Annotated in this window: 27 protein-coding genes; 12 read left to right on the top strand and 15 right to left on the bottom strand. The window is 66.4% G+C overall.

Annotated elements, in window-relative coordinates:
- Positions 1 to 56: 56 nt before the first annotated feature.
- Both AB0E94_RS05805 and AB0E94_RS05800 read left to right on the top strand, forming a co-directional pair.
- Positions 57 to 620, top strand: coding sequence for a helix-turn-helix domain-containing protein (locus tag AB0E94_RS05805; RefSeq protein ID WP_360323026.1), 564 nt, complete (start codon positions 57 to 59; stop codon positions 618 to 620).
- 82 nt (positions 621 to 702) lie between these two features.
- Complete coding sequence (locus AB0E94_RS05800) at positions 703 to 2,148, top strand: cellulose binding domain-containing protein (protein ID WP_360323024.1); 1,446 nt, start codon at positions 703 to 705, stop codon at positions 2,146 to 2,148.
- Positions 2,149 to 2,200: 52 nt separating this feature from the next.
- Here the strand turns inward: AB0E94_RS05800 and AB0E94_RS05795 are convergent, their stop codons facing one another.
- Positions 2,201 to 2,809 (bottom strand): TetR/AcrR family transcriptional regulator, encoded by a 609-nt coding sequence (locus AB0E94_RS05795; RefSeq protein ID WP_360323022.1) that lies wholly within the window; start codon positions 2,807 to 2,809, stop codon positions 2,201 to 2,203.
- 105 nt (positions 2,810 to 2,914) lie between these two features.
- Here AB0E94_RS05795 and AB0E94_RS05790 point away from each other — a divergent pair, with 105 nt between their 5' ends.
- From AB0E94_RS05790 to AB0E94_RS05775, 4 genes are all read left to right on the top strand, one after another.
- A complete protein-coding gene (locus AB0E94_RS05790; RefSeq protein WP_360323020.1) occupies positions 2,915 to 3,343 on the top strand; it encodes a MarR family transcriptional regulator in 429 nt (142 codons plus the stop codon).
- Positions 3,340 to 4,938 carry an MDR family MFS transporter gene (locus AB0E94_RS05785; RefSeq protein ID WP_360323018.1) on the top strand — a complete coding sequence of 533 codons (1,599 nt, stop codon included), beginning with the start codon at positions 3,340 to 3,342 and terminating at the stop codon, positions 4,936 to 4,938. The genes AB0E94_RS05790 and AB0E94_RS05785 overlap by 4 nt, the downstream gene beginning before the upstream one ends.
- Positions 4,939 to 5,081: 143 nt before the next feature.
- Positions 5,082 to 6,656: a diguanylate cyclase gene (locus AB0E94_RS05780; protein WP_360323016.1), complete on the top strand. Its 1,575-nt coding sequence runs from the start codon at positions 5,082 to 5,084 to the stop codon at positions 6,654 to 6,656.
- Positions 6,657 to 6,766: 110 nt separating this feature from the next.
- Complete coding sequence (locus AB0E94_RS05775; protein ID WP_360323014.1) at positions 6,767 to 7,588, top strand: SAM-dependent methyltransferase; 822 nt, start codon at positions 6,767 to 6,769, stop codon at positions 7,586 to 7,588.
- Positions 7,589 to 7,787: 199 nt separating this feature from the next.
- Here the strand turns inward: AB0E94_RS05775 and AB0E94_RS05770 are convergent, their stop codons facing one another.
- Together AB0E94_RS05770 and AB0E94_RS05765 are read right to left on the bottom strand one after the other, a co-directional pair.
- Entirely contained in the window at positions 7,788 to 8,150 is a 363-nt protein-coding gene (locus tag AB0E94_RS05770) for a hypothetical protein (protein ID WP_360323012.1), read from the bottom strand.
- Entirely contained in the window at positions 8,143 to 8,391 is a 249-nt protein-coding gene (locus AB0E94_RS05765; RefSeq protein ID WP_360323010.1) for a hypothetical protein, read from the bottom strand. The genes AB0E94_RS05770 and AB0E94_RS05765 overlap by 8 nt, the downstream gene beginning before the upstream one ends.
- A gap of 265 nt (positions 8,392 to 8,656) precedes the next feature.
- On the opposite strand from AB0E94_RS05765, the gene AB0E94_RS05760 reads away from it, so the two are divergent.
- Complete coding sequence (locus tag AB0E94_RS05760) at positions 8,657 to 8,893, top strand: DUF397 domain-containing protein (RefSeq protein WP_317789642.1); 237 nt, start codon at positions 8,657 to 8,659, stop codon at positions 8,891 to 8,893.
- Positions 8,894 to 9,077: 184 nt separating this feature from the next.
- On the opposite strand, the gene AB0E94_RS05755 is transcribed toward AB0E94_RS05760, so the two are convergent.
- A complete protein-coding gene (locus tag AB0E94_RS05755) occupies positions 9,078 to 9,968 on the bottom strand; it encodes a helix-turn-helix transcriptional regulator (protein ID WP_360323008.1) in 891 nt (296 codons plus the stop codon).
- Between the two features lie 318 nt (positions 9,969 to 10,286).
- On the opposite strand from AB0E94_RS05755, the gene AB0E94_RS05750 reads away from it, so the two are divergent.
- The 4 genes from AB0E94_RS05750 (at position 10,287) to AB0E94_RS05735 (ending at position 11,876) form a co-directional block, all read left to right on the top strand.
- Positions 10,287 to 10,589 (top strand): hypothetical protein, encoded by a 303-nt coding sequence (locus AB0E94_RS05750; RefSeq protein WP_360323006.1) that lies wholly within the window; start codon positions 10,287 to 10,289, stop codon positions 10,587 to 10,589.
- A complete protein-coding gene (locus AB0E94_RS05745; protein ID WP_360323004.1) occupies positions 10,586 to 10,741 on the top strand; it encodes a hypothetical protein in 156 nt (51 codons plus the stop codon). The genes AB0E94_RS05750 and AB0E94_RS05745 overlap by 4 nt, the downstream gene beginning before the upstream one ends.
- A gap of 10 nt (positions 10,742 to 10,751) precedes the next feature.
- Complete coding sequence (locus AB0E94_RS05740) at positions 10,752 to 11,087, top strand: helix-turn-helix domain-containing protein (protein ID WP_360323002.1); 336 nt, start codon at positions 10,752 to 10,754, stop codon at positions 11,085 to 11,087.
- 153 nt (positions 11,088 to 11,240) lie between these two features.
- Entirely contained in the window at positions 11,241 to 11,876 is a 636-nt protein-coding gene (locus tag AB0E94_RS05735; protein WP_360323000.1) for a malonic semialdehyde reductase, read from the top strand.
- Positions 11,877 to 11,931: 55 nt separating this feature from the next.
- Here AB0E94_RS05735 and AB0E94_RS05730 read toward each other — a convergent pair whose 3' ends face one another.
- Entirely contained in the window at positions 11,932 to 12,768 is an 837-nt protein-coding gene (locus AB0E94_RS05730) for a phosphoribosylaminoimidazolesuccinocarboxamide synthase (RefSeq protein WP_360323258.1), read from the bottom strand.
- Positions 12,769 to 12,928: 160 nt separating this feature from the next.
- On the opposite strand from AB0E94_RS05730, the gene AB0E94_RS05725 reads away from it, so the two are divergent.
- Positions 12,929 to 14,011 (top strand): DNA cytosine methyltransferase, encoded by a 1,083-nt coding sequence (locus tag AB0E94_RS05725; protein ID WP_360322998.1) that lies wholly within the window; start codon positions 12,929 to 12,931, stop codon positions 14,009 to 14,011.
- Positions 14,012 to 14,032: 21 nt separating this feature from the next.
- Here AB0E94_RS05725 and AB0E94_RS05720 read toward each other — a convergent pair whose 3' ends face one another.
- The 10 genes from AB0E94_RS05720 to AB0E94_RS05675 all read right to left on the bottom strand — a co-directional run bounded on the left by AB0E94_RS05720 (position 14,033) and on the right by AB0E94_RS05675 (position 25,788).
- The gene (locus tag AB0E94_RS05720) at positions 14,033 to 14,467 is read right to left on the bottom strand and encodes a very short patch repair endonuclease (RefSeq protein ID WP_360322996.1); all 435 of its coding nucleotides are present in this window, start codon (positions 14,465 to 14,467) and stop codon (positions 14,033 to 14,035) included.
- 5 nt (positions 14,468 to 14,472) lie between these two features.
- Complete coding sequence (locus AB0E94_RS05715; protein ID WP_360322994.1) at positions 14,473 to 15,246, bottom strand: DUF6339 family protein; 774 nt, start codon at positions 15,244 to 15,246, stop codon at positions 14,473 to 14,475.
- Positions 15,243 to 15,875, bottom strand: coding sequence for a hypothetical protein (locus tag AB0E94_RS05710; protein WP_360322992.1), 633 nt, complete (start codon positions 15,873 to 15,875; stop codon positions 15,243 to 15,245). Before AB0E94_RS05710 ends, AB0E94_RS05715 begins: the two co-directional genes overlap by 4 nt.
- A 302-nt stretch (positions 15,876 to 16,177) precedes the next feature.
- Complete coding sequence (locus AB0E94_RS05705) at positions 16,178 to 18,094, bottom strand: hypothetical protein (RefSeq protein WP_360322990.1); 1,917 nt, start codon at positions 18,092 to 18,094, stop codon at positions 16,178 to 16,180.
- Positions 18,091 to 19,119: a PD-(D/E)XK motif protein gene (locus tag AB0E94_RS05700; protein ID WP_360322988.1), complete on the bottom strand. Its 1,029-nt coding sequence runs from the start codon at positions 19,117 to 19,119 to the stop codon at positions 18,091 to 18,093. The genes AB0E94_RS05705 and AB0E94_RS05700 overlap by 4 nt, the downstream gene beginning before the upstream one ends.
- A complete protein-coding gene (locus tag AB0E94_RS05695) occupies positions 19,116 to 21,755 on the bottom strand; it encodes a Z1 domain-containing protein (RefSeq protein ID WP_360322986.1) in 2,640 nt (879 codons plus the stop codon). The genes AB0E94_RS05700 and AB0E94_RS05695 overlap by 4 nt, the downstream gene beginning before the upstream one ends.
- 353 nt (positions 21,756 to 22,108) lie before the next feature.
- Positions 22,109 to 23,143, bottom strand: coding sequence for an MFS transporter (locus AB0E94_RS05690; RefSeq protein ID WP_360322984.1), 1,035 nt, complete (start codon positions 23,141 to 23,143; stop codon positions 22,109 to 22,111).
- Positions 23,144 to 23,204: 61 nt separating this feature from the next.
- Positions 23,205 to 24,293 (bottom strand): PQQ-binding-like beta-propeller repeat protein, encoded by a 1,089-nt coding sequence (locus AB0E94_RS05685; RefSeq protein ID WP_360322982.1) that lies wholly within the window; start codon positions 24,291 to 24,293, stop codon positions 23,205 to 23,207.
- Positions 24,294 to 24,382: 89 nt separating this feature from the next.
- On the bottom strand, positions 24,383 to 25,000 hold the full coding sequence (locus AB0E94_RS05680; protein WP_360322980.1) for a DUF305 domain-containing protein: 618 nt from the start codon (positions 24,998 to 25,000) through the stop codon (positions 24,383 to 24,385).
- Positions 24,997 to 25,788, bottom strand: a complete 792-nt coding sequence (locus tag AB0E94_RS05675; protein ID WP_360322978.1) for a lytic polysaccharide monooxygenase — start codon at positions 25,786 to 25,788, stop codon at positions 24,997 to 24,999. Before AB0E94_RS05675 ends, AB0E94_RS05680 begins: the two co-directional genes overlap by 4 nt.
- Between the last annotated feature and the right edge of the window lie 26 nt (positions 25,789 to 25,814).

Below are 25,814 nucleotides of genomic sequence, written 5' to 3'. Positions count from 1 at the left end.
GCGGACGGTAACATCGGATCTCTGCCTTTCCCGCGGAACGTCGTATCCTGTGGCGCATGGCCACCCGGCTGCGCGCGGATGCGCGGCGCAATCGCGCGGCCCTGCTCGCCGCGGCGCGGGAGGTCTTCGCCGAGCAGGGTCTCGATGCCTCGCTGGACGAGATCGCCAGGCGCGCGGGGGTCGGCAACGCCACCCTCTACCGGCGTTTCCCCAGCCGGCGGCACCTGATCGCGGAGGTCTTCGCGAGCCACATGACCGCCGCGGTTCAGCTCGCCGAGCAGGCGCTCGAACACCCCGACCCGTGGGCCGCGTTCGTCGGTTACCTGACCCGCGTGTGTGAATTGCAGGCCACCGATCGTGGTCTGGCCGAACTACTCGTCACCTCGGCCTTCGACGACGACGAACGGCTTGCCGGGCTCCGCTCCACCGCCTATCAGCGGGCGGTCGACGTGCTGACCCGCGCCCAGCGGGCCGGCCGGCTGCGTGCCGATTTCACCGGCCGCGACTTCGCCCTGCTGATGATGGCGAACGCCGGCGTGGCCCAGCATTCATCCGACCCCCAGGCCTGGCGCCGCGCCCTCAACCTGGTGATCGGCGGCCTGGGCGCCAAGGCGATTTAAAGATCCTTAAGGGTACGGCCGGAGCGCTCTTAAGCCATCCGGACGAAGAATCGACTCCGTCCTCGATCGATCGGAGTCCCCCATGCAACGCAGCCGTCTGCGGTTCGCCATCTACTCGTCAGCCGCCGTGCTGGCCGTCGGCGGCGGCATCGGCGCTGCGGTCGCCGCGACCACGCCCGCCGCCCCGGCGTCGCTCACCGCGTCCTTCGCCAAGGACAGCGACTGGGGCACCGGCTACCAGGCCAAATACACGATCCGCAACAGCGGCGGGACGGCCGTCGAGGGCTGGAAGCTGGTCTTCGGCCTGCCGTCGACGGCCAAGGTGACCAGCTACTGGGACACCAACGTCACCGGCTCGGGGACGTCGACGACGGCGAGCAACGCGAACTGGAACGGCACGATCCCGGCCGGGGCGACGGTCTCGTTCGGGTTCATCGTGACCGGCAGCGGCGACCCGACGAGCTGCACGATCAACGGGGCGTCCTGCTCCGGCGGCGTGGTCACCCCGCCGACGGCCACCGCGACCGCCACTCCGACGAAGACGGCGACCGCGACGCCCACGCCCACGAAGACCGCGACCGCCACGGCCACGCCCACCAAGACGGCCACCGCCACCGCTACCGCCACGGCCACCACACCGGCCGGCGGCGGCGTGCTGGTCGCCCCCTATGTGGACATGGGCCTGCTCTCCAACGGCGCGACCACCCTGTCGTCGCTGGCCTCCGGTGGCGGCGTGAAGTCGTTCAGCCTCGCGTTCGTCACCAGCGCCGGCTGCAAGGCCAGCTGGTTCGCGGCGTTCGACCCGCGGCAGAAGCAGTTCGCCGACCAGATCGGGGCGATCCGCTCGGCCGGCGGTGACGTGAAGGTGTCCTTCGGCGGCGCCACGGGTGTCGAGCTGGCCCAGGCGTGCACCAGCGTGTCCGCGCTCCAGGCCGAGTACCAGGCGGTCGTCGACGCGTACCAGCTGAAGTACATCGACCTGGACATCGAGGGCGCCGCGGTCGCCGACCCGGCCTCGGTGGCCCGCCGCTCGACCGCCCTGGCCGCGCTCCAGAAGGCCAACCCGGGCCTGAAGATCTCGCTGACCCTGCCGGTGCTGCCCGAGGGCCTCACCGCGGACGGCCTGAACGTGGTGAAGTCGGCCAAGAACGCCGGAGTCGACCTCGACCTGGTCAACATCATGGCGATGGACTACGGCCGGGCCGGCCAGGACTACGGCAACCTCGCCATCCAGGCTGTCGACTCGACCCAGGCGCAGATCAAGTCGATCTACGGCAACAACGACGCGGCGGCGTACCGGATGGTCGGTGTCACCCCGATGATCGGCGTGAACGACGACAACGGCGTCTTCACCCAGGCCGACGCCCGTGACCTGGTCGCCCACGCCAACGCCAAGCACATCGGTTTCGTCTCGCTGTGGGAGGCGCACCGCGACAAGAACGCCTGCTCCGGCGCGCTCTTCCAGTGCACCAACGTGAGCCAGACGGCCTTCGAGTTCACCCGGATCCTGGCCGGTTTCAAGGGCTGAGCTGCACATCGAGCGCGGCTCCGGGTGACCACACCCCGGGGCCGCGTTTCGGTCATGTCCGGCTGTCGAATCCCCGGCCGGCCATCTCCAGGGCGTCGCGGGCCACGTCCCAGAACTTGAGCTCGGCCGGGTGCTCCAGCCACACGTTGAGGGAGACCCGCAGCACGGCCAGGAATGTGGCGGCGACGAGCCTTGCGCGTACCCCCGACGGGTCTTGATCTTTGAATCGGACCGCGACCTGGTCGCTCAGCTCGCGCTCCAGCGCGGCGAAGGTCTGCACCTGCGCCGCCGCCAGCGACGGATGCTGCCGGATCAGGCGGCTCTGCGCGATCCACTCGGGATCGAGGTCGCCCAGCTCGGCGTAGAACTCGGCGGCGGCCGCGGTCAGCGCGGTCCACGGCGGCTCGGCCGCCGGGCGGGCCTGGACCAGGCCGGAGAGCAGCAGCATCCGGCGCCGGTCGCCGTGGAAGAGCGCCTCCTCCTTGTTCGCGAAGTAGTTGGAGAAGGTCCGCCGGGAGACCCCGGCCCGGTCGGCGATGGCGTCCACCGTGATCCGGTCCGGCCCCAGCTCCAGAGCCAGCCGCAACGCCGCCTCGTAGAGGGCCTGACGGGTGGCCTCCTTCTTGCGTTCGCGAAGGCCCTGCTCGGTCGCCGCACTCATGATCTGAGCGTACCGGCGTGTGATTCAGTTCCCAATGAGCAAACTTGCACAGTGGGCAAGTTTGGGGAGATAGTTGTATGCAGCAAGCATCACGAGGAGGCGATCATGAACGAACGGCGCGGACTGATGGATGCCTTCCATGACCTCCTCAAAGCCGTCCGCCTCCTGAAGCAGCAGCAACCCTCGATCGCGCCGCTCGGCATGCTGGCCGCGATCAGCCGCCACGAGCCGGCCGGCAACTGCCACATGAAAGAGCTGGCCGCCGAGCACGCGCTCGACCCGTCCACGGTCAGCCGGGCGGTCGCCACCCTGGTCCGCGACGGCCTGGTGCTGCGCATCGCCGATCCGTGCGACGGACGGGCCAGCACCCTGCGACTCACCGACCGGGGCAACACGGTCCTCGACGAGGTCCGCAGCCGCTACGAGGACCAGATCACCGCGGCGCTGCGGGACTGGACGCCGGAGGAGATCGCCACGCTCACCACGTCACTCAACCGATTCGCCAACGACCTGATCCTGGAGGCCTCACGATGAGCGCTACCACTGAAGATCGGGTGGAGCAGCAGGGCCCGATGAGCCACCGCGAGATCATGGAGGCACTGTCCGGCCTTCTGCTCGTGCTCTTCGTGGCGATGGCCAGCTCCACCATCGTCTCCACCGCCCTGCCGAAGATCATCGGCGACCTCGAGGGCACCCAGACGCAGTACACGTGGGTGGTCACCGCGACCCTGCTGACCGCCACCGCGTCCACCCCGATCTGGGGCAAACTGGCCGACCTCTACAGCAAGAAGGTCCTGGTCCAGGCCTCGATCGTGATCTTCATCCTGGGTTCGCTGATCGCCGGCTTCACGCAGAACACCGAGCAGCTCATCGCCGCCCGCGCCTTCCAGGGCCTGGGTATGGGCGGCGTGCAGGCGCTGGTCCAGGTCGCCATCGCCGCGATGATCCCGCCCCGGGAGCGCGGCCGCTACAACGGTTACCTCGGTGGCGTCATGGCGCTGGCCACGGTCGGCGGCCCACTGCTCGGCGGCCTGATCGTCGACACCGACGCGCTCGGCTGGCGCTGGTGCTTCTTCATCGGCGCGCCGTTCGCCGTGATCGCCCTGATCGTCCTCCAGAAGACCCTGCACCTGCCGGTCATGCGCCGGGAGAACGTGAAGATCGACTACCTGGGCGCCTCCCTGATCGCAGCGGGCGTCAGCGTCATCCTGGTCTGGGTGTCCTTCGTGGACGACTCGTTCGCCTGGCTCTCCTGGCAGACCGGGGCCATGGTCGGCGGCGGTGTGCTGCTGCTCGCCCTCGCCGTCTGGGTCGAGTCGCGGGTCGCCGAGCCGGTCGTGCCGCTGCCCATCGTCCGGGAGCGCACCACGACACTGGCGATCATCGGCAGTCTCGCGGTCGGCATGGCGATGTTCGGCGGCTCGGTCTTCCTCGGGCAGTACTTCCAGATCGGCCGGGGCTACAGCCCGACCGAGGCCGGCCTGCTGATGATCCCGATGATGGGCGGCGTGCTGGTCTCCTCGACGCTCGCCGGGCGGGCGATCACCAAGAGCGGACGGATCAAGCCGTACGTGGTGGCCGGCACGATCACCCTGGTCGCCGGGTTCGCCGCGCTCTCGTTCCTGGACCACGACACCCCGCTCTGGTACATCGGCGCCGCGATGGCCGTCGTCGGCATCGGGGTCGGCATGTCGATGCAGAACCTGGTCCTCGCCGTGCAGAACACCGTCTCGCTCAAGGACATCGGCGCGGCCAGCTCCACGGTCGCCTTCTTCCGGTCGCTCGGCGGCACGATCGGCGTCTCGGTGCTCGGCGCGGTCCTCGCCCGGCAGGTCGCCGACTCGATGACCGAGCAGCTCACCGCGATGGGCGTGCCGGCGAGCGCGGCGTCGAGCGGGGGCGGCAGCCTCAACCTGAGCAGCCTGCCGGAGGCGATCCAGCACGTGGTCCGGGTCGCGTACGGCGACGCGACCGGTCACATCTTCCTGATCTCGGCCGCGGTGGCCGTGGTGGGTGTGATCGCCGCGGTGGCGATGAAGCCGACGAAGCTGCGGTCGACGGTCGACCTGGCGCCGTCACGGCCGCTGGTCTCCTCCTCCTCTTCATCCCCGGCCGCCTCGGCTGAATAGGTCGCAGATCACTCCGTACTCCCTGGGGTCGGCTCCTCACGCAGAGCTAGCCTCAGGGAGCCCGGCGTTTTCCCTCAGACCCGGCTTTCGTACGCCGATGGCCTCGCTGAGGAAATGCACGCGCCGGAGGAGGGAGGCGGTTGATGGAGTACCCGATCGACGCCGACATGCTCTCGGCTGCCCTTCTCGACATCGAGGACAGACGCTCCTGGGATGCCCACGCCGAGCTGGCGCGGGCCATCCGTCTGGAAGAGGCGGCTCAGTCGCTCGGCGATCCCCTGCTGATCGCGCGAGCCCGACTCTGCCAGGCCAACATGCTGATGCGTCTCGGCGACATCAGCGCGGCCACCGAGCAGATCTGGCAGGTCCACGAGTGGGTGGTCGCCAACGACGCCCGCGTCCTGATGGCCCGCATGCACATGCTCTGGGCCTACATCCACCAGCACCTCGGCGACGCCGAGCAGGGCCTCGAGCAGGCATTGCTCGCGGTCGAGCTGCTCGACGACGACTGCACCACGCACATGCACATCTGGCACCGCACCAAGCTGGCCGACGCCTTCTGGGCGGCCGGCTCGATGGACGCGGCGCGCATCCGATACGCGCAGGCGGAGGAGCTGGCCGTGCAGGCCGGTCACCCGGCCCTGCTGTGCCTGCTCAACAACCACGCGTACGCCGAGTACGACTCCGGCGACCAGCAGCGGGCCGAGGAGGTGGCGGACCGTCTGCTACGGCTGGCCGACGAGTGGGAGATGGCGCTCGAGCCGGCCTACCTCGACACGATCGGCTCGATCCAGATCGGCAACGGCCGGTATGCCGAGGCCGAGCGCACCCTGGCGCTGTGCCTGGAGCGGCACGCCGAGGGCAAGTGGGACGACGCCAACGACATGGCCCAGTACCTGGTGACCCTGGCCCAGGCGCAGCGTGGTCTCGGCCGGTTCGACCTGGCCCAGGCCAGCCTGGACGAGGCACACCAGCAGTGCATCGAGCGTGATCTCGGCGAGTCCCTGGTCCGGATGCACCAGGAGCAGGCCGAGCTGTTCGCGGCCCGCGGTGACTACCAGGCCGCCTTCGCGGCGCATCAGACGTTCTTCTCGGCGTACCAGAACCAGCACTCGCTCCAGCGTGAGGCGCGGGCCCGGACCAGACAGGCGATGTTCGAGACGGTCGAGGCTCGGCAGGAGGCGGAGCGTTTCCGTGAGCAGGCCCGCCGTGACCCGCTGACCGGCCTGCACAACCGCCGCCACATCGACGAGAAACTGCCGGCCCTGATCGAGTCCGACCCGGCGCTCACCATCGCGCTCGTCGACCTCGACCACTTCAAGCAGATCAACGACCGGCTCTCGCACAACGTGGGCGACCAGGTCCTGGTCCGGGTGGCCGGGCTGCTCGCCGACGGGGTGGCGAGCAGCTGCCCGGGTGGTTTCGCCGCCCGGATGGGTGGTGAGGAGTTCCTGATCGTGCTGCCCGGCACCACCACCGGCCGGGCCGTCGCCCTGCTCGACGGGATCCGCCGCACGGTCCGCGACCACGACTGGCACGGGATCACCCGGGGCCTGCCGGTGACGATCAGCATCGGAGTCGCCACCAGCGCCGACACACCGGTTCTGACCCAGCCCGCCCTACTGTCCACTGCGGACGGTCACCTGTACGCTGCCAAGCACGCCGGACGTGATCGCGTCGTCTCGGCCGCGCCTCGGGGCTTCGCCTCCGCCGCCTGAAACCGGATTCCGGGGGTTAAGTCGGTCGATCGTTGCGGCTAGGCTTGGCGGGTCGTGACGCGGCGTGTCGACGCGAGGTATCGCCGCGTTCTTTCGCAAGGAGGCGGGTCGTGGCAGAGGGCAGTTCCCCACCTACCGAGGTCGCCCCGCCCGGGGTCAACATCAATGCTCCGCACTCGGCCCGCATCTACGACTACTGGCTGGGCGGTAAGGACAACTTCGCCGTCGACAGGGCGGTCGGCGAGGCGATGATCCAGGCCATCCCCGGTATGCGGTACATGGCCAAGGAGAACCGGAAGTTCGTCCACCGGGTCGCCCGTGACCTGGTCCGGAAAGAGGGCATCCGCCAGTTCCTGGACATCGGCACCGGCATCCCGACCCGGCCCAACCTGCACGAGGTCGCGCAGGGCATCGAGCCGTCGACGCGGGTGGTCTATGTGGACAACGACCCGATCGTGCTGGTGCACGCCCGGGCGCTGATGCTGAGCCACCCGTCCGGCCGCAGTGAGTACATCGCCGCCGACATCCGCAAGCCGGTCTCGATCCTGACCGACCCGGCGCTGCTCGACACCCTGGATCTGAAGCAGCCGGTCGGGCTGACCCTGATCGCGATCCTCATGCTGCTCTCCGACGCCGACGACCCGTGGTCGAAGGTCGCGGAGCTGGCCGACGCCCTGCCGTCCGGCAGCTGCCTGGCGATCACCCACCCGACCGCCGACTTCAACCCCGACGAGGTGAATGCGGCGGTCGCCGCGGCCACCGGCGCCGGCATGACCCTGGTCGCCCGGACCCGCGAGGCGGTCGAGCGGTTCTTCGGCGGCTGGGAGCTGCTGGACCCGGGTGTCTCCCCGGTGTCGGCGTGGCGCCCGGACGAGCCGGTGGACAACCCGGAGGCGGCCTACTACTGGGCTGGAGTGGCCCGCAAGCCGTAACGGCTTGCTTCGCCGCGCGGCGTTTCGGGCCTTATTTCGGACCGGATGGGCGGCGCAGCGTTCAGGCCTTGTTTCGGACCGGATGAGCGGCGCAGCGTTCAGGCCTTGTTTCGGACCGGATGAGCGGCGCAGCGTTCAGGCCTTGTTTTCGGACCGGGTGGGCGGCCCAGCACGGGGAACCGCGCCGCCCACCCGGCGTTCACACGGGTGTGCTGCTGCGCAACACCCGCAAGCGAGGCCGCCTGGGGACGGGCGGGATCGGCACACACGCCGCACGGACGAGCATCTCGCGGACGGCGCCGTCACACCCGTAGCGATCGATCACGACACCGCGCACGGCGAGCCAGTAGTCACCCTCGTGGGGAATGGGCTTGGCCCAGTTGACCCACTCCAGGCGCAGCCGGATCGGACCGATGCCGTAGCAGTAGTCCGTCTCGGCGAACTCGTAGACCGGCCAGGACGGCCCACTGGGCCGTAGCCGGTTGCCGCGGACATGCGGCCCCTGCGTCTGTGGGGGCCGGGCAGGTCGCTGCTGGCGGTGGCAACGAACGAGCTCAGTCACGCGCGTCGGACTCACCCTCCTCGGCAGGCGGCCTGCGGACGGTCGTCCCGCCGGGCCGGCTCAACGCATACCTGACCCCTCCGAACCGATGCGTCACCATGGTCGCCCGGGTCGACGCCGCGAACACCTCGTCGGCGAACGGCGCGTCCCGGTGAACCAACGAGTTTCCCCAGCGCGGTCCGTCGGCCACGCCGGGGTCGCCCGGTTCGGGGAGTTCTGGGCCGGCGTTGGGTATCGACATTGCTTGTCACCTCTCGCTAAGGACGCCCCCGCCAGGGAGCCTCGCGCCGAGGCCGCAGACTGTCGCTCCGCGACCGACCCGTCACCTAAAGATGTCACCCTGAGTGACACCCCTAGGGAGTAGTACGTGCGTTATCATGCTCAGAATCCCGTGACTACGCAAGGCCAGATGCACGTGCATTTGCATCGACGACCTGAATTGGGCACGCGGACACCACCGACTCCGGATCGATGGGCGATCCGGGGGCAAATCTAGGGAGCTTGGAATGACCAACGTGGTCAACGGCATGCCTGCCGGCGAACTCCAGGGAGTCACCTGGCAGAAGAGCCGTCGCAGCAACCCGAGTGGCAACTGCGTTGAGTGCGCCGTCCTGCCCAACGGCGACGTCGCTGTGCGTAACTCCCGGGATCCCGAGGGTGCTGCACTGATCTACAACCGCGCCGAGATCGAGGCCTTCCTCGGCGGCGTCCGCGACGGAGACTTCGACAACCTGATCGCCTGATCTTTCCCAATCGCCTGATCTTCCCCAGGCGACGCAACACTCGGCCGCTCGGTCCCTCTGGACCGGGCGGCCGAGCTCGTTCTCGGCTCAGACTCGTTCTCGGCCCACACTCGCTCTTTCCCTCAGACCGGGCAGCCGAGCTCGTCCTTCCCCTCAGACCGGGCAGCCGAGCTTGTTCTTTCGCTCAGACCGGGCGGCCGACCTCGTTCAGCAGCTTGCCGAGGATCTCGGGAGTGTGGTTCGGCGGCTCGGCGTCGATACAGACCCGCTCCATCGCCATCGCGTAGTGATCGACGTCCTCGCGCTTGTCCAGATAGATGGCGCTGGTCAGCTGCTCCACATAGACCACGTCGGGCAGCTCCGGCTCGGGGAACCGCAGGATCGCGAACGGCCCACCGGCCGCGGCATGCCCACCGGCCAGGAACGGGATGATCTGGAGCCGGACACCCGGCAGCTTCGACGCCTCGATCAGCGCCTCGATCTGCGCCCGCATCACGTCGATGCCGCCGATCGGGCGCCGCAGCACCGCCTCGTCGATCACCGCCCACAGTTGGGGGCCACCGGAACGGGTGAGTATCTGCTGCCGCTGCAACCGCACGTCGACCCGGCGGTTGATCTCATCCGAGCTGGCGCCGGCATGACCCAGCATGATCACGGCACGGGCGTAGTCGGGCGTCTGGAGCAGACCGGGGACGAACTGGATCTCGTAGGTCCGGATCAGCGAGGCGGCCGCCTCCAGCCCCAGGTAGGCCTGGAACCAGGTCGGCAGCACGTCACCGAAGTGCTGCCACCAGCCCGGGTTGTTGGCCTGGCGGGCGAGGCCGATCAGCGCGTCCCGCTCGGCGGAGTCGGACACGCCATACATGGTCAACAGGTCGGCGACGTCGCGTTCCTTGAAACTGACGCGGCCGAGCTCCATGCGGCTGATCTTGGAACCGGAGGCGCGGATCTCGTAGCCGGCCGCCTCCCGGGTGATCCCCCTCGACTCCCGCAGCTTACGAAGCTGAGAGCCGAGCAGGATGCGCAGCACGGTGGGGCCGCCACCTGGCGCCTCCTCCTGCGAACCCGCGCTCACCTGACTCCTTGTCGCTGCTCTGTGACTGCCCGGCGCAGTCCTTACGCATCCTAGAGCGGAGATCGTCAACCACGAAACCGGTGCGGAGCGTCGTTCCCGCGCCGTTCCGTCGTCTCCTTCGGACCGCTCATCCGGTGCCCTCGCGCGGCGCGCCGTTGCGGATGCACGTGCAGACGGCCTTGCGAACGCACTTGATGACGAGCATGATAGCTGACAGACACGATCCGACCGCTGACACAGCGTGCCGAAATCTTCGCCTGCTCAGATGTTGCGTCGCGTCCCGGCAAGAGTCCGCCTCAAGCCATAGGAGGCATTTCCATGCCGAACCTGACGGCGTCCACGCCTACCGTGACCCCGGTGCACCGAGATCCGGCCGAGGTCGCTCCAGCCGAGAGCTACCGCCCGGCGGACCCGGTGTGGGTGTATCGGGACGGCTGGCGGGCCGGCATCATCGAGGCGGCGTCCCCGCGGGCGGTCACGGTCACCTACCAGCCGAGCAACCACCACCGCGGCACCGGCGTCGACACGTTCACCGCGCCGTATGTGACGTTTCGTGCCGACAGCGCCCCCGACCTCGACCACCGCGGCCTGAGGCTGGTCCGCCGGAGCCCGCTGACATGACCGGCGCGGTCACCGTTTCGGCCGTCGTCGGCCTGCTCAGCCTCTTCGCCGGCGTGGCCCTCGGGTGGTACCTGCGTAGCAGCAACGACTGGTGCGCCGAGTGCACCCAGCCCGAGCAATTGCCCAACTCGTTGCAGCGACCAGGCGTGTAGCTTTACGTCCATGACAGCGGTCGACGAGCAGCACACGACGTGCGTTCGCCGCGATGCCGCTCTGTCCCGCGCGTTCGAGTTCCTGGGCCGCCGGTGGAACGCCGCGGTCCTCGGCAAACTCCGCGACGGGCCGGTCGGTTTCCGAGACCTGTCCCGCAGCATCACGGGCATCAGCGACTCGGTCCTCTCCAACCGCCTGTCCAGCCTGGTGACGGCCGGCCTGATCGTCCGGGCCGTCGATGAGGGCCCGCCGGTCGCGGTCTCCTACGGCCTCACAACGGCCGGTCACGCTTTGATGCCGGCCCTCGACCAGATCGCCGACTGGGCCGACGAGCACATCCCCTGAGTACGGCCACGCCTCCCCGAAATCCGAGGCAGTCCCGCACTACGACGCGCCGCAGGTGGCTTGTTCCGCCGACCATCGCGCCAGCCTCTGCCGGTGATCGAGTTCACCGGACCAAGGGTGGCTTTCTGTCGGTAAGTCGCTAGCTTTTTAGAAGTGGATACTCTTTCTGGAGCGGCTCTGACCGTGGGCTCGACCTCTCCGGCCCGGCTGGGCGACGACGGCCGGGCGCTGCTGTTCACCGAAGCACGGACTGCAACGTCGTTTGCAGCCACGCCGGTGTCCGACAGTGAACTCGCCGAAATCTGGGATCTCGCGAAGTGGCCGCCGACCGCCTCGAACACACAGCCGCTGCGGGTGCTCTACGTCCGTACCGAAAAAGGAAAGGCTCGTCTGATCCCGCACCTGTCCGAAGGCAACCGGGCCAAGTCGCAGAGCGCGCCCGTCGTCGCGGTCCTCGCCCTGGACACGGCGTTCCACGAGTACGTGCCCGAGGTGTTCCCGCACAACCCGGGCCTGCGGGACGTCTACGAGGCGAACGAGCCGCTGCGCCTGACCAACGGCACGTTCAGCGCCGCGCTCCAGGTCGGCTACTTCATCCTCGCGGCCCGATCGATGGGCCTGGTCGCCGGGCCGATGACCGGTTTCGACAAGCCCGCGGTGGACGCCGAGTTCTTCCCGGATGGGCGATTCAAGTCACTTGTCGTGGTGAACCTCGGTCACCCGGGAGAGACCCCGTGGCGGGACCGCCTGCCACGGCTGTCACCGGAGACCACCGTCCAGTGGGCGTGAGGGCGACTCTGCTGTGGACGCCGGCCGATGCGGCGCCCACGGTGGGCCGGGCTGATCAGTTCCAGCGGTCGCCGGTGAGCCGCTCGTAGACCTCGACGTACCGGTTGCGGGTGGCCTCGGCGACCTCGTCCGGGATCACCGGGCCGGGCTCGGTGCGGTCCCAGTCGGTGTTGTTCGTGGCCCAGTCGCGGAGGAACTGCTTGTCCAGGTAGCGGGGCACCTGTCCCGGCTGCCACTCACTGGCTTCCCAGAACCGCGACGAGTCGGGCGTCAGGACCTCGTCGCCCATTTTGAGGACGCCGTTCGCGTACCCAACCTCGATCTTGGTGTCGGCGATGATGATGCCCTGAGCCGCGGCGATCTCCGACCCGCGCCGATAGACCTCGAGTGTCACGCGACGCAGCTCCTCAGCGAGCTCCTTGCCGACCCGCTCGACGGTGTCGTCGAATGTCAGAGGCGCGTCGTGCCCGCCACCGACGGGTTCCTTGGTGCTGGGCGTGAAGATCGGCTCCGGCAGCTTCGACGACTCGATCAGCCCGTCCGGCAGCGGGTTGCCGGAGATCATCCGTTCCCGCTCATAGTCTTTGAGGCCCGACCCGGCCAGGTACCCACGAGCGATGCACTCGACCATGACCATGTCGAGCCGCTCACACCGGATGGCCCGCCCGGCAAACTCGGCTGGCACATCGGTGGCCGAGATGACGTGGTTGGGGATGACGTCGCTGAGCTGGTCGAACCACCAGAGCGACAGCTGGGTGAGGATCTTCCCCTTGTCCGGAATCGGGGTAGGCAGGATGACGTCATAGATCGAGATCCGATCCGAGGCGACGAGGACGAGGTCCCCGCCATCGGCATAGACGTCCCGGACCTTGCCGGAGTGCAGGAGCTCCACGTGTTCCCCTCGATGCTGACGCAGTGGCATGCCCGTTCACGCTATCGAACGTCGTCCGACTGATCGGGGCGCAGTATCCAGAAACCAGGTATGCAAGTGCAGCCAGCAACACAGCGGGGAGGTAAGACAATGATCATGATCGCCGGCTAAGGTAGCTACCATGGCACAGACGTTCCAGGTGGTCGACCTATTCGCAGGCTGCGGCGGTCTCACCGCCGGCTTCCACCGAACAGGCCGCTACCAGACTGTCGGTGCCGTCGAGATCGACCTCGCCGCAGCGACGACCTACGCCGAGAACTTCGGCAAGAAGCTCATCCATCACGGCGACATCGCCAAGTGGGAGATCAGCAAGGCGGCGGCCTCCGCACATGTGGTGGTGGGCGGACCACCCTGTCAAGGCTTCTCCAACTTGGGTGCGAAACGGCTGGACGATCCTCGAAACCAGCTCTGGCGCGAGTATGTAAGAGTCCTGACGAAGATTCGCCCGGCCGCTTTCGTCATCGAGAACGTTGATCGGTTTCTCCGGAGTGACGAGTTCCACGCTCTCCAATCCGAGACCGAGCCCGGACGCTCGCTGGAGCAGTACAGACTTCGGTTCGAGGTCATCAACGCCGCGGACTTCGGAGCAGCACAAATTCGTCGTCGGGCAATTGTCATCGGGACCAGGCGGGACCTGACACCGATCGAAATCCCTTCGCCCACCGTCTCTCGCAGTGAGTGGAAGACGGTCGCTACCAGCCTCGCCAAGCTGCCGAGTTTCGTGCCGGAGGAAAATCAGCTTCTCCCTGAGGTGACAGTTGCCCATCACGGGACACCGGTACCGGGCGCCTACCGAGGACTGACGCTGCACGTGACACGACACTATGAGCCGATTTCACAGAAACGTTTTCGGAGGATCCCGGCAGGCGGCAACAGGTTCGATCTTCCCGATGAACTCAAGAGTCCGTGCTGGCGGAAGCACACATCAGGTTCCGGAGACGTCATGGGTCGCCTCCGATGGGATCGCCCTTCAGTGACCATCAGGACAGAGTTCTTCAAGCCGGAAAAAGGTCGATACATTCATCCAACCGAGCACAGGGCCATCACACATCTGGAAGCGGCGCTCATCCAGGGGTTCGACAGGGACTTCAAGTGGTGCGGATCCAAGGTTCAGATCGCACGTCAGATCGGTAATGCCGTGCCCGTCGAGCTTGCCACAGCCATCGGGGCCCACATCGCCGAAAGTCTCGACGCACAGATGTGAGCATCGTTTGATGGCACGCGCCTACCCGCTGCCGACGACGGGCCTGACTACCGCTTGGATCCGGTCCGCCGCTGCCCGCGGATCCTCGTGCTCCCATACCCGGACAATCGTCCATCCGGCGGCCTTCAAATGGGCGTTCGTGGCCAGGTCTCGCGTCTGGTTCTTACCCAATTTCTCGGCCCACCACTCCGAGTTGGCGGCCGGCATGGTTGCATGCTCCGGACAGACGTGCCAGAAGCAGCCGTCCACGAACACCGCCACCCTCGCCTTCGTGAATGCGATGTCCATCGAACGGCGCGGCATTCCCGGGATGGGCCACGTGACGCGAAAACGCAGGCCAGCGGCGTGCAGGAGTCGGCGAATCTGCACCTCGGGGGCGGTGTCGCGTCGGCGTTGCCTGCTCATGCGCCCGGAGACGCCCACCGAGCTGGGTACGGGACGTTGATTCGCTGCCATCACCTTCACGCTACATCCAAGTGCTTCCTCGACTCGATTCTCTGTTCCCGAACGAGTTGCAGGATCTCTTCCTCGGGAAGCCAGTCGAGATCGAGGAAGGCGGTCAACCGCAGCAGCCTTTGAAGGGAGTCACGAAGCACCGCCCTGGCCGGGATGTCCTCCCCGATGTTCGAGTCCTCGACATGCGCCCGCACGATGGCCCGCACCAACGTCGGCGTCGCTGCGATCGCTCTGCGGCGCGCCATGACCTGGTCCAGGTCGGCTTCACCGAGAGCGTCCAACAGCGCGTAGGGATCGGGGGCGGCCGAGTCGTGCAGGACATGAGCACGGGTCCACAGCCTGGCCAGGGTATGACGCGTCAGGTCACTTCCCTTGAACCGGTCCGCAACATAGGTACCATCCTTCATCGGAAATCGCCATGCACACACATGCGGCACAAGCACCAGCCCCAGGAATGCCCAGACCTGTCGCTGCGACGCCTCTCCCGGGGTCATCCCGGAGCTCTGGTGCAGATGCCGTGCCACGGCTCGGTCGAACTGACTCCGCTGCGCGGTGCTCGACGCGTCCGGATAGCCGGCCTCGATCGCCAGCTTCTCAATGGTGGCCGCAAGCAGCCGCAATTCGTCGCGAGTCACCCTCGTGCCGCCGGTGGCGGCGAAGACCGCGCGCAACGAACTGTTTCCGGCCTGCGCACTCAGTTCGGATGGCGCACGACCGCGAATACCACTAAAAATCCGATCGGATTCACTGGGCAGCAGGCGAGGAAAGAGGATGCTCATGAATCGCGACTCCCTGGGAACCGAAGATTATTCTGGGCTCTGGCTCTCACCCTCGACGGGTCACGCTGCCACTCGTCCCGTAGTCGGCTGAAGGCAGTCTCGACACTCTCCGTCGGAAGACTGAGAAAGGAGACGATCAAACCTCGTACCAGCGCCGCTGTCGACGGCTCGGAACGCTTTTCACCGACCGGGGCCGTCACCGGAAACTCCTCGTCGAGAAGCGCACGACCGACAAGGTCGCAAACCACATCCACGGTCAGCGCATCCAGCAGGACCGCGGAATCGGGCTCGCTCGGTGCAGTTATCGCCTTCCGGACCGCCAAGTTGTCGTCATTCAGCAGGACAAGAAGATTCCCCATCGCGGCGCTCGTCCACTCGGAGGAGTCCACGCTGACATACCACGCGGCCTGAGGAGGAAGTCCCTGCTCTTTGAAGCTGACAGGAGCCACCGGCAACAATCCAGCAGTTCCTTCGAGGCGTACGGACACCTCGTCACGCCACACGATGCTTCCCGTCCTTCGTGCCACGAACGGCTCATCGCCGCCCGACGGGTTCTCAAGTAGCACGAGGGTCGTCTCAATGGTCAATGTCGCAGCGAGACCTGCTCCCGGAATCTCGACGTCCAACACGTTCGTCATTCGACCCGATGCCGATTCAGGGACACCGAGTCCCATTTGGAGCACAGTCTGCCGAAGCAAGGACGTCCCCGGCCAACAACGGACGTTGAGCCCAAGCCTGGCGCTCGGTGTCAGCCCGCACTCGCCTAACAGTGCGAGCATGTCGACTTCAATGCTCCTCTGCAGCCGGATAACCGATCCGTAGTCCCAGGACGGTAGGAAGTCCCCGATCGGTCTCCCGTCCTCCGTCGATATCCATTCTGCTGCGTGAACATGTTCCGGAGCCGTTCGGTACGGGTAGGCCCTCGCCGCCATCAGGCCGCCACCTCGACCGCGATCTCGATGGCTGCATCCTCGACAGGGCTAATCAACAAATCAGCCTCTACTGACTCGTCGCGGGCCTCGAAGATGTCGCCGGCGACGAAAACACCGTTGCATTGCCAGCCCAATACCTGCGGCTGAGAACTACCGGCAGGCTTGGCTGTCTCCGTACCGCCCTCGCCGGTGATCACTGCAGCTGTTCCGCGAACGGCGGTCTCTGCAAAGATTCGGACCTTCTGCGCCAGAATCACCCTTCCACTTCGCGACCGGAAGTACGGTGATCCGATCAGGTGCGGGCGGCTTCGCCTCCGCCCGCCCGAAGCATCGGGGATCCCGCCACCGGGACCTGTCGACCCTTGTGCTGATCCGGATGCCCCCTCCCCCGTCGGCGCGAATCGCGGCAGCAATCCGGCTGTTGGGGTAGATCCGTCTGCCGGCAGATCTCCGTCGTCCAGAGCGTGGCCGGATACAACCGGTTCCGCGGCACCGCTGCCGCCAACGGCGGAGAGAAGAAAGCCAAGTCTCTGAGCAACAGGACCGACCGGAACCTGTGCGACTCGGGCCTCTTTGGCCTTCGGTCCGACGACTGCCGCGCAATTCTCGTTGAGCCGTCGACGGTAAACTCGCACAAAGGTGGCTTCTCGCCCCGACAGTTGAGCATCCACCCATGCGTCGTGTGTGGGTGGCTCCGACTTCGCAAAGGTCGCGTCCAAATCCTCCTCGACCTTGAACACTGCTGCATAGCCGACTTCAGGATGCGCCTTCGCAGGCTGCTCCAGATACTGCACCACCAGGTCGGGCGACCTCATGCAACAGACATGATGCGGTGACCCGCTCAACCCCAGCTCGGCCGCAGCAGCCGCCGTGGCCTTCGCACCAAATGTATCGACATAAGCGAATCTACCTAGACCTTTCTTCGGATTGCCGCACCGAATATTCGGTTCCGATTCGGCAGCCGCGAGTCGATACGCCGCGGCGAAGTTCGCCAGTACGGCATCGTTCTGCTCAGATGGCACCTCCACGCGTACGCCGTGAGCGCTCACTGAAATGTTGAGTCGATGGGCGCGGCCTTCGATGGTGAGCGGCCAGAGGTTCCAACCCGCCGCGTCCGCGATGAACCGACCCGCTTCCTCAACAGACATCTCGCTTCGGTCCTCGACGGACGGATCGGTCAGATCGGGATCCAGGACGACTACCGTCGTGCCGGTCTCATTTCCACGGAAGCCCGGTAGACCGAGACTCGCAGCGGTGTTGTCCGCGGCCGCGTCGGCCAGGGGCTCGCAGTAGCCGTCGGCTGGGACCCCCCACCAATGGCGCCCCGTGTAGGGAACGTCATTGATGGTCGTGGAGGTCAGGAGAGCCGAGCCGATCAGTCGGGAATGCAGCCTGCCCTCGGCGACGAATCGGGTGTAGATAAGGATCGTGCTCACCCGCGAGGCAAGGAAGAAGGCGCCCTTTCCGTAACCGTAGGTCCCTCCACCACCATCGACGTCCTGCTTCTCCCCGCTGTTCAGCACGAATGACAACCAGGCCCGCTGATTCGGTTCGGCGTGGACATCCGATCTAGTCGGTCCACCCAACCCGATCGTTCCCCGGTCCGAGACCGCCAGATAGCGAATGCTCTGACTTCGAAGTAGATCCGGAACAGCCCGGCCGGCCGCACACTCCCGTGGCGCACCTGGCAACAACAACTCGGCCCACGCCTGCCGATGAGCAGGGGATACGGTTGTAAGGTCCAGGCTGTAGTCGACATCGGCAGATGTCTTCGCGTCCCAACTGTTCTGGGCCGACTCCCGCACCAGAACGGTCAGGACCGAGAGCGCCGGTCGGCCCAGCTGGTTACGAAGACCCTCAGCGGTGATACCACCGTCCGGACGAAATGGCTGGGAGAACCACGTGGGGTCGGTCATGAGAATCCCAAGAATCGATCGACGAGTGCATCCAGATCCTCGTCGAGCGCGGTCACGGTGTCGAGGTCGACGACGTACTCGATGCTGCGCACCCCGGCCGGCACCGACCCACCTGCGAATCGGATCGGAGTGATGGCGGGGAAGTGCGGGTCGACTTCGTAGATTCGCCGCTCCACCAGCTCGAAGCCCACCCCACGCAAGTCCTCGGAGGTCAGGGACGGCAGGCCGATCTGGTCGAGACGAGACAACAAACTCGAACTGGCTCCTTTTGCCAGGCAGCGTTCTACGATCGTCGCGATGCTATCTACGTCGGTCCCGGTCATCAACGCGAATCGGGTCCAGACGAGGGCGAGCGAGCCGGTGGCCGGCGGCTCAAGCTGGTCCACGCCATGAACGTGCACGAGTCGCCCCGTCGCAGCAGTCGTCGACTTGACCTCGATGGCATGGGGATGGCTTTGGAAGTCCTGCGGAGCCCCGGCGGGACCGACCCAGGTTCCGGTGGCTGTCGAATCGCGATCCAACAACCGTTCCAGCACCACCAGTTCGCCGTACAGTCCAGCCAATCGCGGTACGGTCCATTCCTGTGGACTGCCGGCCAACAACTTACGCCAGGATTCCAACATCGCAGACAAACTCCGCGCGGAGATCTCCCGTTCGAACGCGACGACAGCACACACATCGGCCACCAGGCCGGTGAAGACTCCGTTGAGGTCATCCCGTCGACACTCGAGATCGAGGAACCGAACAGGGCGTTCCTCCACCACCTTCACTCGAGTCGACATTCGCACGCCGGCACTGAGCCAGTCCACCGGCCCGCGGTCATCAGCTGCCGCCGGCACCAGGAGATGGCGGTATCCGAGGTGGTCGATTGAGAGAAGCAATGGTCCCGCTGACGTCGTCAGCGCCAACTCGGCACTGGCCAGTGCATCCGAGTCGGTCGACGGAACTCTGGTCGCGACCTCGGACCACAACCGCTCGAGCATCTGTCGCAGTTCCAGCGCCCGGCTTCCGTCCCTGGTCGTCACGATGCTGTCTCATCGTAGATGTCGAGATCCTGCTCCAGAACGGTGAAGTCCTCGTCGTCCTCGTCGGAGACGGCAGGAAAGGCGTTGGAGAGATCCGCGGAAACGTAGTCGTACTCGACCTCCACATCTTTGCCCCCGCTCGGGTCAGGAAACACCAGCGCGACACCCCACACCACTTTGCCAGGGGCCGCCAGCGCGGCACGGTCTCGTTGCTTCTTGCTCACCGCGTCTTCTTCGACCGGCTCCGCCGGGGCAGAATCCGGATTGATCGGGTAGAGGAGGACCAATCCTCGCTCCGGCTGCTTGGTCGAACGGATTCCCTTGAGTTTCGTACGGTTGACGGCCCCCTTGCCGTCGATGTCCAGGTCGATTCCCTCATCTCGCGGCCCGGTCAACGTCCGGATGTCCGCCACGGCATCGCCTTTGCTGGCGGCCGTACGGGTACGCACGACCAGGCCCGCGGTCAGACCTGTCGTCAAAGTCACGTTCCCACCAGTGGCGCTGGGCCTGTTACCCACGACAGCCACATTCCACGAGTGGAGCCCACCCATGGCGCGCCGCTTGGTGACGTAGGCCGACATCAGCTTCCCTGGCGCCTCGGTCGTCATCTTGTGGAACCGGTACCCGTCGAGGAACTTGAGGAGGTATTCGGTTGGCACCTCACGCCACAGCGCCTTCCCCTCGCCCAAGGGGTCATGGCGCCCGTGTCGCGCCGCAGCCTCCACCAGTCGATCGACGGCCTTCGCGTTGGATTCGAGCCAAGCCTCGGCCTCTTCTTCAGGAGCGGTGGGAAAGTACCGACTCTCCACGAGGGCACCGCCGTACGCAGCGGCTGCACGTACTGCTGCCTTCCGCTTGCTCGGCGCGGTCACCAGCATCTTCGGGTGGCAGCGAATCCGTACCGCAAGGTCGAGCGGGGTCTTGTGCTCGGTCAGAAGTCGATCAATCTCAATGCGCATTTCGGCTTCGACCGTGGCCAGGTGAGCGAACCAGCGCCGCATCTCCGCAGGCATGTAGATACGTGGAAGGTCGGTGTAGCCAGGCCGATAGCCGAACCATCGACCCATCTGCAGCAGAGTGTCGTACACATCGCTGGAGCGGACGAACACGCTCACCACGAGACCCTCCAGGGTCAACCCACGAGACAGCGTGTTGCCACCAACCGCGATCACAGTGGCCGGACCGGACTCGTAGTCCAGTCGATCCGTGCTCCGGTAGTGGTCCATGATGATGCGGGTATCGGCGACCACCTCGGGAACAGCCGCGATGACGTCCTCAACGGCGAGCGGAATCTCATGCATCTGCTCGGCCGGCACCCGGTCGGACTCGGTGGTCCACAGGATCTGCAACTCCTTGAGCAGAGCGTCCTCAGAGCCGGAGAGTTGGGTGAGTATCTGCTGCCGGAGCGCCTCCAGGGGCGCTTTGTAAGAATCGTGAACTCTCGTGTCGGAGTGAGCATGCACCAACATCGAGGAATGATCCACCTTCCCCGATCGCACTCGACGCGCGGCAGATGCGAGCCAGAACCAAAGAACGGCGGATCGAAGGGACGGCGTCATCTCCGGTACGAAGGTCACCGCTTCGGAACGCTTGGCCGGACGCAACAACGCGACCTCGTCCTCGGGGATCTCTCGGATCATGTCGAGCCCTTGGGGCACGGATTCGGGCTCCTCGCCGTCGACCGGCGCACGACCGAACAGCTTCTCCGGTCCCTGGTACTCCTCACTTCGGGGAAGGCTGAGGATGAAGTCGCGCGGATAGAAGTCCTTTCCCATGGGATCGGCCAGCAGGTTGGCGAACGGCGTCGCCGTATACCCGAGATAGCAGACTCGAGGAAGGCTCTCCAGCACACCCGCGATCAGTGGATTGATGCTCTTTGTGGCAATTGTCGCCTGGTCCGCCTCGTCGTCGATGATCAGCGCCGGACAGTTCCGCAGATGAGGCGCGGCACTCGACAGCCATTTCTTGAGCTTGCGCAGGACGGGAGCGTTCTTCTTCACAACCAGAAGGAGGTGTTGATCCTTTGCCGTCAGTAGGGCAGCCGGGTTGGGCAGCGGCATGAAGTCGTGCTCAAGTTTGGTGATCTGATGCCACAACGTCGGGTTCAGGTTCACCACATCACGGATCAACCTGGCCTGGGTCTGCCGCCGAAGAGCATTGTGAATTCCTGACAGCACGATGAACATTCGATAGCCACGGTCGGCGGCCTTGGCTATCACCGCTGTGAAGTTGCTCGTCTTACCCGACTGCACATGTCCAACCACCAGACCACGAGAGTTGAACACGGACGTCGCCGGATGATCCATCATCGCGACAACCTTGTCGGAGGCTTCATCGATCTTGCGGACCGACTCCTCGCCCAAGCTCTTCTTGATGTGATTCTTGAAGGCCGGCCAGTTCTTGTCCCCACTGCGGGGTCCCGCGTACCACCGTGTGGCATTCTCTCTGCCTACGCCAAGAGGTTCCTTCAACGTGACGAACTTCGTCGCCTCACTCTCATGGCGATTGATCAGCGCGGTGATCACGTCCTCTGGGACAAAAAGATCACGAAGGTTCTGAGTTGCCTCATGAGGCGGTGAGGTGTCGAGGATGTTCCGGAACGCTGCCCATGCACCCTCCATTCGCGGATCCTGCATCGACATCACCCTCCAAGGTCATCGACGGATCGAGCCGATCCGTGCTGTCCGGCACGCATGAGTCGTCCAGTGCCGCAGCACTGCCACGCGAACACATTTTCGCCGATACGCCACGCCGTGCGTCCCGTAACGCGAGGACACGCCGACTCCACCTGGAGGGCCGGCGAATTAACGCTCATCAGTAGTCGAAGTGAGCCGAGAAGGGGTTGTGGCGACTTCAGCGGCGGACTCATACGAATCGGAAACCAGGCAACCCGAGTCACCCGGGTCCCCACGAAGTCGAACGGCGGCAGTTCAGGCAGGCTGCTGAGTTGAGCGGCCGAGTAGAAAGGCCACTCTGAGGGAGCGGCCCGTCAACCGCACCAACGCCACCCCTCCGACCGCCGCCGCCACTGTGGTGACCGCGCCCGCTGTGACCAGCGCGCCTCGTGCGCCCAAGTTGTCGCACAGCCAGCCGATCGCCGGCGCCCCGACGATTCCCGACAGCGATGACACGATGCCGACCGTGGCCAGGGCCCGGCCGCGCATCTCCTCCCGGGTGTCGAGCTGGATCCGCAGTGCCGACCGGCCGGTCCCGGCCAGCAGCAGGCCGCCCACCACCGCGCCGACGGCGAACACCGTCGACAACAGACCGTATGAACCGGACGTCCCACCCAGCGGTCCGGACACATGGCGGCCATCGAGACCTGGCAGTCGCGGCCCAGGGAGCCCAGCACGAACGACAGGGCCAGCACCACCATGATCACCGGCTGACCGACCAGGTAGCGGAATCCGGCGACGATCCCGCCTTCGGACGGGGGCGCCACGGCGAGCGGACGCATGTCGCCGAGGCGCATGGCCAGCAGCGCGAGGATCACGGCCAGATAGGACATCGCGTTGATCACGAACAGCGCGGACGGGCTGGTGACGCCGATCAGCACGCCGCCGAGAGTCATTCCGCCGATCCGGCTGGCGGAGCTCAACACCGAACCCAGCGCAAGTGCCGAGGCCAGGGCGACGACGGAGATCGGCCAGTTCCCGCCGAGCAGGAGAAGGCCGGACGGGAGCAGGCCGGGCTGGGGCAGGCCGGGCAGGAGCAGTGCCAGGGCGAGCAGCGCGCGAACAGCCTGAAAGGTAATCAAAATCAGACGAGCCGGTAGCCGATCGGCAAGGGCGCCGCCCCAACTGCCGAGCAGCAGGACCGGCAACGACTGCAACATGACGACCGCGCCCATCGCGGTGGCCGAGCCGGTGGCGGACAGGATCAGCCAGTTCAGCGCCAGCGGCACCCCCACAGGGAAGTGGCGCCGTCCCTCGGCGCCACTTCCCCCTTCGGAATCGCCGAAATGCCGCAAAGTTCGAAAAGTCAAGAACAACCCAACAGCAACCCCACGAGTTTGTACGGCCAACGCTCCCCAACCGCACCGGCCCACGCCCGGGGCGCTCCGGAGGACTCGCCGCCGAGAACGATCACCCGAAGGCCCTGAGTTGTCCGGTCACCACCTGATAGATCCGTCCGCCCGCAACGATCACCCGGCCGGCGAGGTCTGGCCCGGCGACTTTCCCGTCTGCAGCGTTGAGCACGGCCGCCCCGGCATGGATCAGCCCGCCGGCCCCGACCGGCTGCACCCCGTCGACTTTCTGCCGAGCAGCCCAGACCCGTTTGCCGTCGGTCAAGTTCAGGGCTTCCACATCCCGCCCGGACACGCGGTAGACCCGTTCCCGGTCAACGGCGATCGGCGTGGAGGAAGCGAAGGCCGAAGCGGTCCACTCCAGCCGCCCGTCGGAGACTCCGACCGACCGCAGCAGCCCGGTTTCGTCGGTGACGAGGAACCGATCACTCCCGGGTGAGGCGGCCTGCGCGGTCCATTTGCCCTTCCGGGTCCACCGCACACCGCCGGTGGTGATGGTGATCGCCGCACTGACTCCGGTCGCCACGTCCGACCCGTCGGTGGCCCGCGCCAGGATCGTCCCGTCCGCGGACACCCCGGCCGCCAGGTACTTCGCCTTTCGCCAGGCCGACCGCCCGTCCCGGATGTGGTAGGCGGCGACCGCGTCCTCGTCCGAGGGAGACCCTCCGGAGACCACGACGAGACTCTTGTCGACGACGACCGAGTTGACCGGCACGTCCAACCGCAGCTTCCAGCGGGGCAGCCCGGTTCGGGCGTCGAGAGCGATGACCTCCCCGTCCGGGTCGCTCTGTGAGTTGCAGTCCCCGCCTGCGACGATCAGCAGCCCGTCGCTGACCGCGAGCCGGGGCGTCTCGCTGTCGCTGGGATAGGCCCAGTCGTACCGCCAGCTGACCGCCCCATCGGCCGCCCGGTAAGCGGAGATCCCCAGCTGATCGCTGACGTAGACCCGCCCACCGGACAGCACCGGCCCACCGAACCCGGAACAGCTCTCGTCACTGGTCCGCAGGCTGACCTGCCATTTTTGGGCCACATGCCGGATCCGGTCGCCGGTGAGCACGGTCTCGGCCGGGTTGTAGTGGCTGTCCTCGGCGTCGTATCCGGGGTGGTCCCAGAGCGGTGGAACGGCCATGACGAGAGACACGAGCACAGCGGAGAGGCTAGGAAAAACCATCATTAGGTAAGAAAACCGGAAAACGGTGCAGTCCGTGATGGACTGCACCGTTTTCCAAACGAACGTCAGCCGGCGAGCAGCTTGAGCATCTGCTGGACCTGGTCGGTACGGGACTGCTTGACCCGTTCCGCGAAGGACTTGGCCAGCTCGTTGCCGCCCTTGTCGAGTTCCATCTGAGCGAACTCGACGGCGTTGTGCTGGTGCGCCAGGAAGAGGTTGAGGAAGGCCGTCTCGAACTGCGCCTTCTTCACCGTCGTCAGCGAGGCGATCTCCTTGTCCCCGGTGCTCGGCATGCCACCGTGGTCGGCGTGCAGGCTGACCCGCTCGTCGAGGGTGGCCGGCTTGCCCCATTCGGCGAGCCAGCCCTTCATCAGCTTGATCTCGTCGGCCTGGGTGACCTGCACGGCCTTGGCGAGCTCGGCGACCTCGGGGCGGGTGGCCCGCTTGGCCGCGGTCTGCGCCATCTGCTGGCCCTGGTCGAGGTTGTCGATCAGCATCTGCAGGAACATCACGTCGGTGTCGTTGAACGTCGATCCGGCGGTGATCTCGGCGACGTTCTTGACGTCGGTCTTGGTGGCGACGGTGCCGGCCGGTGCGGCCGGCTTGTCGACGTCGGTTCCGCAGGCGCCCAGCAGGAACGGGGCGGCGGCGATCACGAGGGCGGCGGCGACCCGGCGCTTCACAGCGGCAGCCAGAGGGCGAGCGTCCAGATGGAGGGCTCCCAGCTGCGGATCGACTGGTGCGCCTGGCGGCACTTGTAGGAGACTCCCTCGTACGTCACCACGTCGTTGATCTTGTAAGAAACCCCCGGTGCCCAGGCTTTGCCGGAGGCCGAGGACGACGAGGTGCTGGTGGCGGTCGGAGCCGCGGTGGTCGGCGCGGTCGTGACCGGCGGGGTGGTCGGGGCCGCGGTCGTCGGCGCGGTGGTCGGAGTCGGCGCCGGAGTCGTCGACCCGGTGCCGCCGATGTTGACGTCCACGCAGTTGTAGAAGGCCATCGGGGTGTCGCCGATGTTCCACACCGCGAGGACCGTCTTACGGCCCGAGAAGCGGCTCAGGTCGACGGTGTGCGAGACCGAGGCCGCCGGGATGGCGTTCTTGTCGTCGAACGTCGCGATCGGGTTGCCGTCCACGTAGTACACCCAGGTGGCGGTCCGGTGCCGGGCGGTCAGGACCCAGTTGAAGGTCACCGACTTCCCGACGTCGGTGGCCCGCCAGGGCAGGGAGTTGTTGTTCAGCTCCGAGAAGGCGGCGACACCACCGTTGCACTCCTTGGACCCCTTCGGAGCCTCGGCGCTCTGCGGCTCGAACTGGATGGCGCCACAGTTCGCGACCGAGCCCGCGGCGCACTGCGCCTGACGGCTCGGAGGCGAGGAGACGTAGCCGTGTGCCAGGGCGGGCGACGACGCGACCGCCAACGACGAGGCGACCATCCCGAGGGTGGCCAGCGGGTAGGCGATCTTCCTGCGCATGTCAGCTCTCCAATGATTCGACCTGG

The organism is Actinoplanes sp. NPDC026670 (assembly GCF_040638175.1).
Taxonomy (GTDB): Bacteria; Actinomycetota; Actinomycetes; order Mycobacteriales; family Micromonosporaceae; genus Actinoplanes.
This window is presented reverse-complemented; position numbering and strand designations above follow the sequence as displayed.

Coding starts and splice junctions, on each gene's coding strand:
- AB0E94_RS05805 (WP_360323026.1), top strand. CDS start 57: ATGGCCACCCGGCTGCGCGCGGATGCGCGGCGCAATCGCGCGGCCCTG.
- AB0E94_RS05800 (WP_360323024.1), top strand. CDS start 703: ATGCAACGCAGCCGTCTGCGGTTCGCCATCTACTCGTCAGCCGCCGTG.
- AB0E94_RS05795 (WP_360323022.1), bottom strand. CDS start 2,809: ATGAGTGCGGCGACCGAGCAGGGCCTTCGCGAACGCAAGAAGGAGGCC.
- AB0E94_RS05790 (WP_360323020.1), top strand. CDS start 2,915: ATGAACGAACGGCGCGGACTGATGGATGCCTTCCATGACCTCCTCAAA.
- AB0E94_RS05785 (WP_360323018.1), top strand. CDS start 3,340: ATGAGCGCTACCACTGAAGATCGGGTGGAGCAGCAGGGCCCGATGAGC.
- AB0E94_RS05780 (WP_360323016.1), top strand. CDS start 5,082: ATGGAGTACCCGATCGACGCCGACATGCTCTCGGCTGCCCTTCTCGAC.
- AB0E94_RS05765 (WP_360323010.1), bottom strand. CDS start 8,391: ATGTCGATACCCAACGCCGGCCCAGAACTCCCCGAACCGGGCGACCCC.
- AB0E94_RS05760 (WP_317789642.1), top strand. CDS start 8,657: ATGACCAACGTGGTCAACGGCATGCCTGCCGGCGAACTCCAGGGAGTC.
- AB0E94_RS05750 (WP_360323006.1), top strand. CDS start 10,287: ATGCCGAACCTGACGGCGTCCACGCCTACCGTGACCCCGGTGCACCGA.
- AB0E94_RS05745 (WP_360323004.1), top strand. CDS start 10,586: ATGACCGGCGCGGTCACCGTTTCGGCCGTCGTCGGCCTGCTCAGCCTC.
- AB0E94_RS05740 (WP_360323002.1), top strand. CDS start 10,752: ATGACAGCGGTCGACGAGCAGCACACGACGTGCGTTCGCCGCGATGCC.
- AB0E94_RS05725 (WP_360322998.1), top strand. CDS start 12,929: ATGGCACAGACGTTCCAGGTGGTCGACCTATTCGCAGGCTGCGGCGGT.
- AB0E94_RS05720 (WP_360322996.1), bottom strand. CDS start 14,467: ATGGCAGCGAATCAACGTCCCGTACCCAGCTCGGTGGGCGTCTCCGGG.
- AB0E94_RS05715 (WP_360322994.1), bottom strand. CDS start 15,246: ATGAGCATCCTCTTTCCTCGCCTGCTGCCCAGTGAATCCGATCGGATT.
- AB0E94_RS05705 (WP_360322990.1), bottom strand. CDS start 18,094: ATGACCGACCCCACGTGGTTCTCCCAGCCATTTCGTCCGGACGGTGGT.
- AB0E94_RS05695 (WP_360322986.1), bottom strand. CDS start 21,755: ATGCAGGATCCGCGAATGGAGGGTGCATGGGCAGCGTTCCGGAACATC.
- AB0E94_RS05675 (WP_360322978.1), bottom strand. CDS start 25,788: ATGCGCAGGAAGATCGCCTACCCGCTGGCCACCCTCGGGATGGTCGCC.